The following is a 5,558-nucleotide window of genomic DNA, read 5'->3' on the forward strand; positions in this document are numbered from 1 at the left end:
CTGGTGCGTCGAAAATGCATAATGGCGTCATGTTCCTTTTCGTGCTAGTAGCCATTTTGCTGCTGGTCTTGTTTTGGTAATACATCGTGGCTGGGATCGGCCTGTGGGTGCTCGTGCTGATCATGCGCACCTTGATCAATTGGACGATCGCCGACCCCAAGCCGAACTACCGCCGGGAGCACGTTCAGACCCGGCCTGTGGCCAGGCCCGTCCAGGCTCGCCCTGTTGCCAAGTCCATCCAGACCCGGCCAGCGGCCAAGCCCAGGCCTGCCCTCGAGTTGCCACGGCCCGACTATCTGCCCAGGTGGACTGCCAGCCGCCGGCTGGATGCCGCCCGCGAGCATGCCCAGTGGCAGAAGAATTTCGACAACGCAGCGCAGTAAACCCCGCCGGCCCGGGGTCTAAAAGGGGTAGCGGGGCCGCACCGGTGTCCGGCGGAGAGCGTATTCCGGGGCGCCGGAACCATGGCCCGGTCCAGCTGTGCCTCGCGGGCACCGATGGCGGAAACCCCGCGGATATAGTTCGCCGCCACGCCCAACACGGCTGCCCGTTCACCGATACGCGGGCAACGTTTCTGAACTGGGCCTCAGGCTTGTTCGACCTTGCCGACCACACGCCCGATTAGCTGTAGGTGGTAAACGTACGACCCACACCTGGTACCGGCAACATTGTTGTTGCGCACGCGGAGTCAGTCGCCCGTCTGCGACGTTGCCGACCAGTACCACGTGTGTGAGGCGGGATAAGGACGCCGCCTCGTTCGTGGGGTGAAGTCCTCGTCCGTGGCGTCGACTATCTTTAGCTGGCCGCCCTCGTCAACCATCCTCGCAAGGTCGGCCCTGCTCAACTGCTCGGCCAGCCTCTGCCGGACTGCCTCGGTCACCTCGAAGAGGCGATCGTCCACTGTTTCGACGAGTTCGCGGAAAAGCTCCACGAGCGGAGGCGGCAGCGTCTGCGACGCGGTCATTGCCGACACATCCCGCACTCGAAGGGTTGAGGCATCGAGGACACCCACCGGAAAAGTTGTCGCCACGTTTGATTGCGAGTGCGCAATCGTGGTGTTCCTGAATGCCCCCACCAGCTGGTGAATGTCTAAGAGCTCATCGGGGATGGCGATGTGGTCGATCAGTGGCTTGCGCACGTTCGAGGGGAAGTAGGTGCGGCAGTATGCGACGACGGCGAAGGCGATCAGATAGGCGCCCGCGTCCTCGAGCTGAGAGCCCTCCCCACGGGACTTGATCGCGAGATCGAGGGCATGGCGAGCTTCAGCAAGATCCGCCCCGTAGCTCGACAACTCGACGAACAACCGAGCATCTGCGGAGTCCGGTACCGTCACGATCTTTAAAATTGATTCCTCAGCGCTGTTCACCGGACCATCATCGCCGAGATCGACTACCGCGGCCATCGTTGCGACATGTGTCGCATTGTCGGGCGGACGCCAGACACAAGATGCTGACGGCCTTCGTCGGTGTTGGGGCGCAACAGTGGCCGGATGATCAGGCAGCCGCCCCCTGAAAGTGGGCCTCGATGATGCCCTTGATGTCCTCGTGGCAGCCGCCGCAGCCCGTGCCGGCGCGGGTGGACGCCGATACCTCGGGCACCGTTCCGCAGCCCTCGGACACGGCCGTAGCAATCGCCGTGCCGCTGACGCCGGCGCACCGGCAGACGGTCCGGGCGGGGTCGGCGGCACCCGCGGAAGCGATCTGGTCCGGCCCGTCCAGGCGCAGCAGCAGTGACCTGTCGGCGGGCAGTTCCGCGCCGCGTTCGAAGAGCTGCACCAGCTCGGCCGAGGTTCGCGGCATGCCCACGGCCACGAGCCCTTCCAGCACGCCGGCGCGGGTGGTCATCTTGACGTAGCGGCCGTGCTCGGGATCGGCCCACTGGGCGATCTGCAGCCGGGGCCGGCCGTTCACGGCCCCTGAGTTCAAGGCTTCCTCGTCCCAGGGATCTGCGGACACGTCCCCGGCCACGGCCATGTTCATGCCGCGGGCCTTGAGCACGATCACGCCCGGCAGTTCCGCCGGCAGGGACGGCAAAGCTTCGGCCTCCGCCTCGGGCCCGGACGCCAGCAGGGTCAGATAGTCGGCGAGCCATTCGGCCTGCCGCCAGCCCGGGCCGACCAGCCCGGAGGGTCCCCTCGCAGTCCGGCACTGAACGCATTCGGGGTCCGGGCAGCGGACCTCGGCGCAGTCGCCGATCGCGAAGATGTGGGGCTCGTGGTGGGCGCGGAGCTTGTGGTCCACCAGGATCCCGGCACCGGTGGAGAGCCCGCAGCCCTCCGCCAGTTCGGTCCGCGGCCGGACACCGCAGGAGAGGACCAGGAGGTCGCCGTCGATCGCGGAGCCGTCATCCAGCAACAAGGCGGAGAAACCGCCGTCGGGCGCGTTGTGTTCGACGCCGACCGAGCGGGCGTTGCCGGCCACCCGCACGCCGCAGTTCCGCAGGGACGCCGCGAGCACGGCGCCGCCGCCGCGGTCGATGTTCCGGCCCAAGGGATGCGGGCCGTTGTGCACCACGGTCACCGTGGCGCCTTCCTCGGCCGCGGCGAGGGCCGTCTCCAGGCCCAGCACACCGCCGCCCAGGACCACCACGCGCTTGCCGCCGGCCACGGCAGAGTGCAGCACGGACGCGTCGCGGAGATCGCGCAGGGCGGTCACGCCCGGCGGCAGCACCGGCGCGGCCGGGTCCGGATTGAGCCCGGTCAGGTTGGGGATGACCGGCCGTGAACCGGTGGCGAAGACGAGCCGCTCGTAGCCGGGGGAGGTGCCGTCGCTCAACAAGACCTGCTGCCGGGCACGGTCCACGCGGCGGACGCGGACGCCCAGCCGGACATCGACGCCGTCGGCCACCAGTGCCGCCGCGTCCGCGAGGGCGAGCGCGGCCGGCGTCGTCCGGCCGACGCCAAGATCCGCCACCAGCACTCGGTTGTACGCCGCCTCGGACTCTTCGCCGACCACGGTCAGGTGTGCGATGCCGCTGCGCACGGCCGGCAGCAGCTCGTCGATCAGCCTCGCGGCGACGGGCCCGAAGCCCACCACCACAATCCGCTCAGTCATGAGGTCTCCTCTGCTTGAAGAACGCGGGCTGGAACGCCGCTGTGCTTGCCGGCCAGGGCATCCAGGGAAGCTGCCGGGCGGATCCACACTTTGCTGGTCTTGAACTCGGGCATCCCGGAAATGGGGTCCGTGGCCGCCTCCGTGAGTCGGTTGGCGCTCTCGAGCTCCGGGAAGTGGAACGGCAGGAACACCGTCTCCGGCCGGATGTCCGTGCTCAGTTCGGCGCGGCAGCTGACCACGCCGCGTTCGTTGGAAATCGAGACGTAGTCGCCGTCGGCGATGCCCTGGGCGGCGGCCGCGGCGGGGTGGAGCTGGAGCCGCGCCTCCGGCTGTGCCTCGGCCAGGGCGGCCACCCGGCGGGTTTGCGCGCCGGATTGGTAGTGCTCCATCAGGCGGCCGGTAATAAGGGTCATCGGCGTGCCGGGACGATCGTCGCCGGCCCGGTCGGCCCGCTGGTCCTCCCGGCGGTCCGCCGCGGACGGGACGCCCGCAGAAGTAGAACGACGCCGGGGCGTCACCGGCGTGAACACTGCCCGGCCGCCCGCATGGGCGAAGGCGTCCAGGAAGAGCCGCGGCGTGCCCGCGCTCCCGGCGGGGTAGGGCCAGTAGGCGGCCTCGCCGCGGTCCAGCATGGCGTAGTCGATCCCGGAGTAGTCGGCCAGGCCGCCGGAGGACGCGAGCCGGAGCTCCTCGAACACTGTTTCCGGATCCTCGCTGAAGGTGGACGGCGCGTGCAGCATTTCGGCCAGCCGGGTCATGATCCACAGCTCGCTGCGGACACCGGGCGGGGGAGTGAGGGCCCGGCGGCGGCGGAGCACGCGGCCCTCGAGGTTGGTGAGGGTTCCTTCTTCCTCGGCCCACTGGGTCACCGGCAGGACCAGGTCCGCCTCGGCGGCGGTCTCGGAGAGGAAGAAGTCGCACACCACCAGGAAGTCCAGGCTGCGCAGGCCCGCGATCACGGCATTCGCATCCGGGGCGGACACCGCCACGTTGGCGCCGTGCACGAAGAGGCACCGGACGCCGTCGGGCTGTCCCAGCGACTTGAGCAGTTCGACGGCGGGAAGGCCGGGGCCGGGAATCAGGGGTTCGGGCACGCCCCAGACCCTGGCCATGTGGGCGCGGGCGGCGGGATCGGTGATCTTCCGGTAGCCGGGGAGCTGGTCCGCCTTCTGGCCGTGTTCGCGGCCGCCCTGGCCGTTGCCCTGGCCGGTGAGCGTGCCGTAGCCGCTGCGCGCGGAGCCCGGCAGGCCCAGCAGGAGGGAGAGGTTAATGGCGGCCGTGGCGGTGTCAGTGCCGTCCACGTGCTGTTCGACGCCGCGGCCGGTGAGGATGTAGCTGCCGCCCTTGCCGGCGCCGTCGGCCAGCCGCCGGGCGGTTTCACGGATCAGCCCGGCGGGGACGCCGGTGATCGACTGGACCCGTTCGGGCCAAAAGCTTCCGACGCTGCGGACCACGGCGTCATAACCCGTGGTCCGGTCCGCGATGTATCGCGCGTCCGCGAGGCCCTCGTGGATCACCGCGTGGGAGATGCCCAGGAGCAGGGCGAGGTCGGTGCCGGGCAGCGGCTGCAGGTGCAGCCCGCCGCCGTCGGAGGTGAAGGCGGCGGTGGCGGAGCGCCGGGGGTCGACGACGATCAGGCCGCCGGCGTCGCGCGCCCCCTGGAGGTGCTGGACGAAGGGCGGCATGGTCTCGGCAACGTTGGAGCCGAGCATCAGGATGGTGCTGGCGGTGTCGAGGTCCGCGAGCGGGAACGGGAGCCCGCGGTCCAGGCCGAAGGCGCGCATGCCGGCCGCGGCGGCCGAGGACATGCAGAACCGCCCGTTGTAGTCGATCCGTGAGGTGCCCAAAGCCAGCCTGGCGAACTTGCCCAGCTGGTAGGCCTTCTCATTGGTGAGGCCGCCGCCGCCAAACACGCCGACGGCGTCAGCCCCGTGCTCGAGGCGGGCCTGCTTTACGGCGGAGACGATCCGCATGAGGGCCTCGTCCCAGCTGACCGGGTGGTGGACGCCGTCGGCGCCCTTCAGCAGGGGCTCCGTGACGCGGCCCGGGTGGTCCAGCAACGAGGCGGAGGTCCAGCCCTTGCGGCACAAGCCGCCGCGGTTGGTGGGGAAGTCCCGTCCGGCGACTGTCAGGAGCGGCGCGGACGTTGGGGTAGTGGCGGGGCCCGGTGCAGCGTCTACGGGGTCTGACCCCGGCTGGACAGCCGGGGTCACAGCCGCTGGAGATGTGAGCGTCATGGCGCACTGCAGAGCGCAGTAAGGGCAGTGCGTGTCGGCGCTTTTGGTCATGTTAGACGTGTCCCATCGCATTTCGGTTGGCGTTGCGGATGTAGCAGAACCAGCAGACCACCAGCATCAGCACATAGGCCCCCACGAAGCCGTAGAACGCCGAGGTGTAGGAACCGCTGGCGGTGTTGGAGGCGTTGAGGACCTGGGGGATGATGAATCCGCCGTAGGCGCCGATGGCCGAGATCAGGCCGAGGGCCGAGGACGCTAGCCGCTGGGT

General features: G+C 69.4%; 4 protein-coding genes and 1 pseudogene. 1 reads left to right on the forward strand and 4 read right to left on the reverse strand.

Annotated features, from left to right (window positions below):
• Positions 1-107: 107 nt before the first annotated feature.
• Positions 108-383 carry a hypothetical protein gene (locus tag LQV45_RS16535; RefSeq protein WP_230007965.1) on the forward strand — a complete coding sequence of 92 codons (276 nt, stop codon included), beginning with the start codon at positions 108-110 and terminating at the stop codon, positions 381-383.
• Between the two features lie 305 nt (positions 384-688).
• On the opposite strand, the gene LQV45_RS16540 is transcribed toward LQV45_RS16535, so the two are convergent.
• The 4 genes and pseudogenes from LQV45_RS16540 to LQV45_RS16555 form a co-directional block, all read right to left on the reverse strand.
• Complete coding sequence (locus tag LQV45_RS16540; RefSeq protein WP_230007966.1) at positions 689-1,402, reverse strand: hypothetical protein; 714 nt, start codon at positions 1,400-1,402, stop codon at positions 689-691.
• A 91-nt stretch (positions 1,403-1,493) separates the two neighbouring features.
• Complete coding sequence (locus tag LQV45_RS16545; RefSeq protein WP_230007967.1) at positions 1,494-3,053, reverse strand: FAD-dependent oxidoreductase; 1,560 nt, start codon at positions 3,051-3,053, stop codon at positions 1,494-1,496.
• A complete protein-coding gene (locus tag LQV45_RS16550) occupies positions 3,050-5,341 on the reverse strand; it encodes a molybdopterin oxidoreductase family protein (protein ID WP_230007968.1) in 2,292 nt (763 codons plus the stop codon). Before LQV45_RS16550 ends, LQV45_RS16545 begins: the two co-directional genes overlap by 4 nt.
• 1 nt (position 5,342) lies before the next feature.
• Positions 5,343-5,558: pseudogene (locus LQV45_RS16555) on the reverse strand (MFS transporter); the annotation flags it as partial.

This window comes from Microbacterium sp. Bi128, assembly GCF_918698205.1.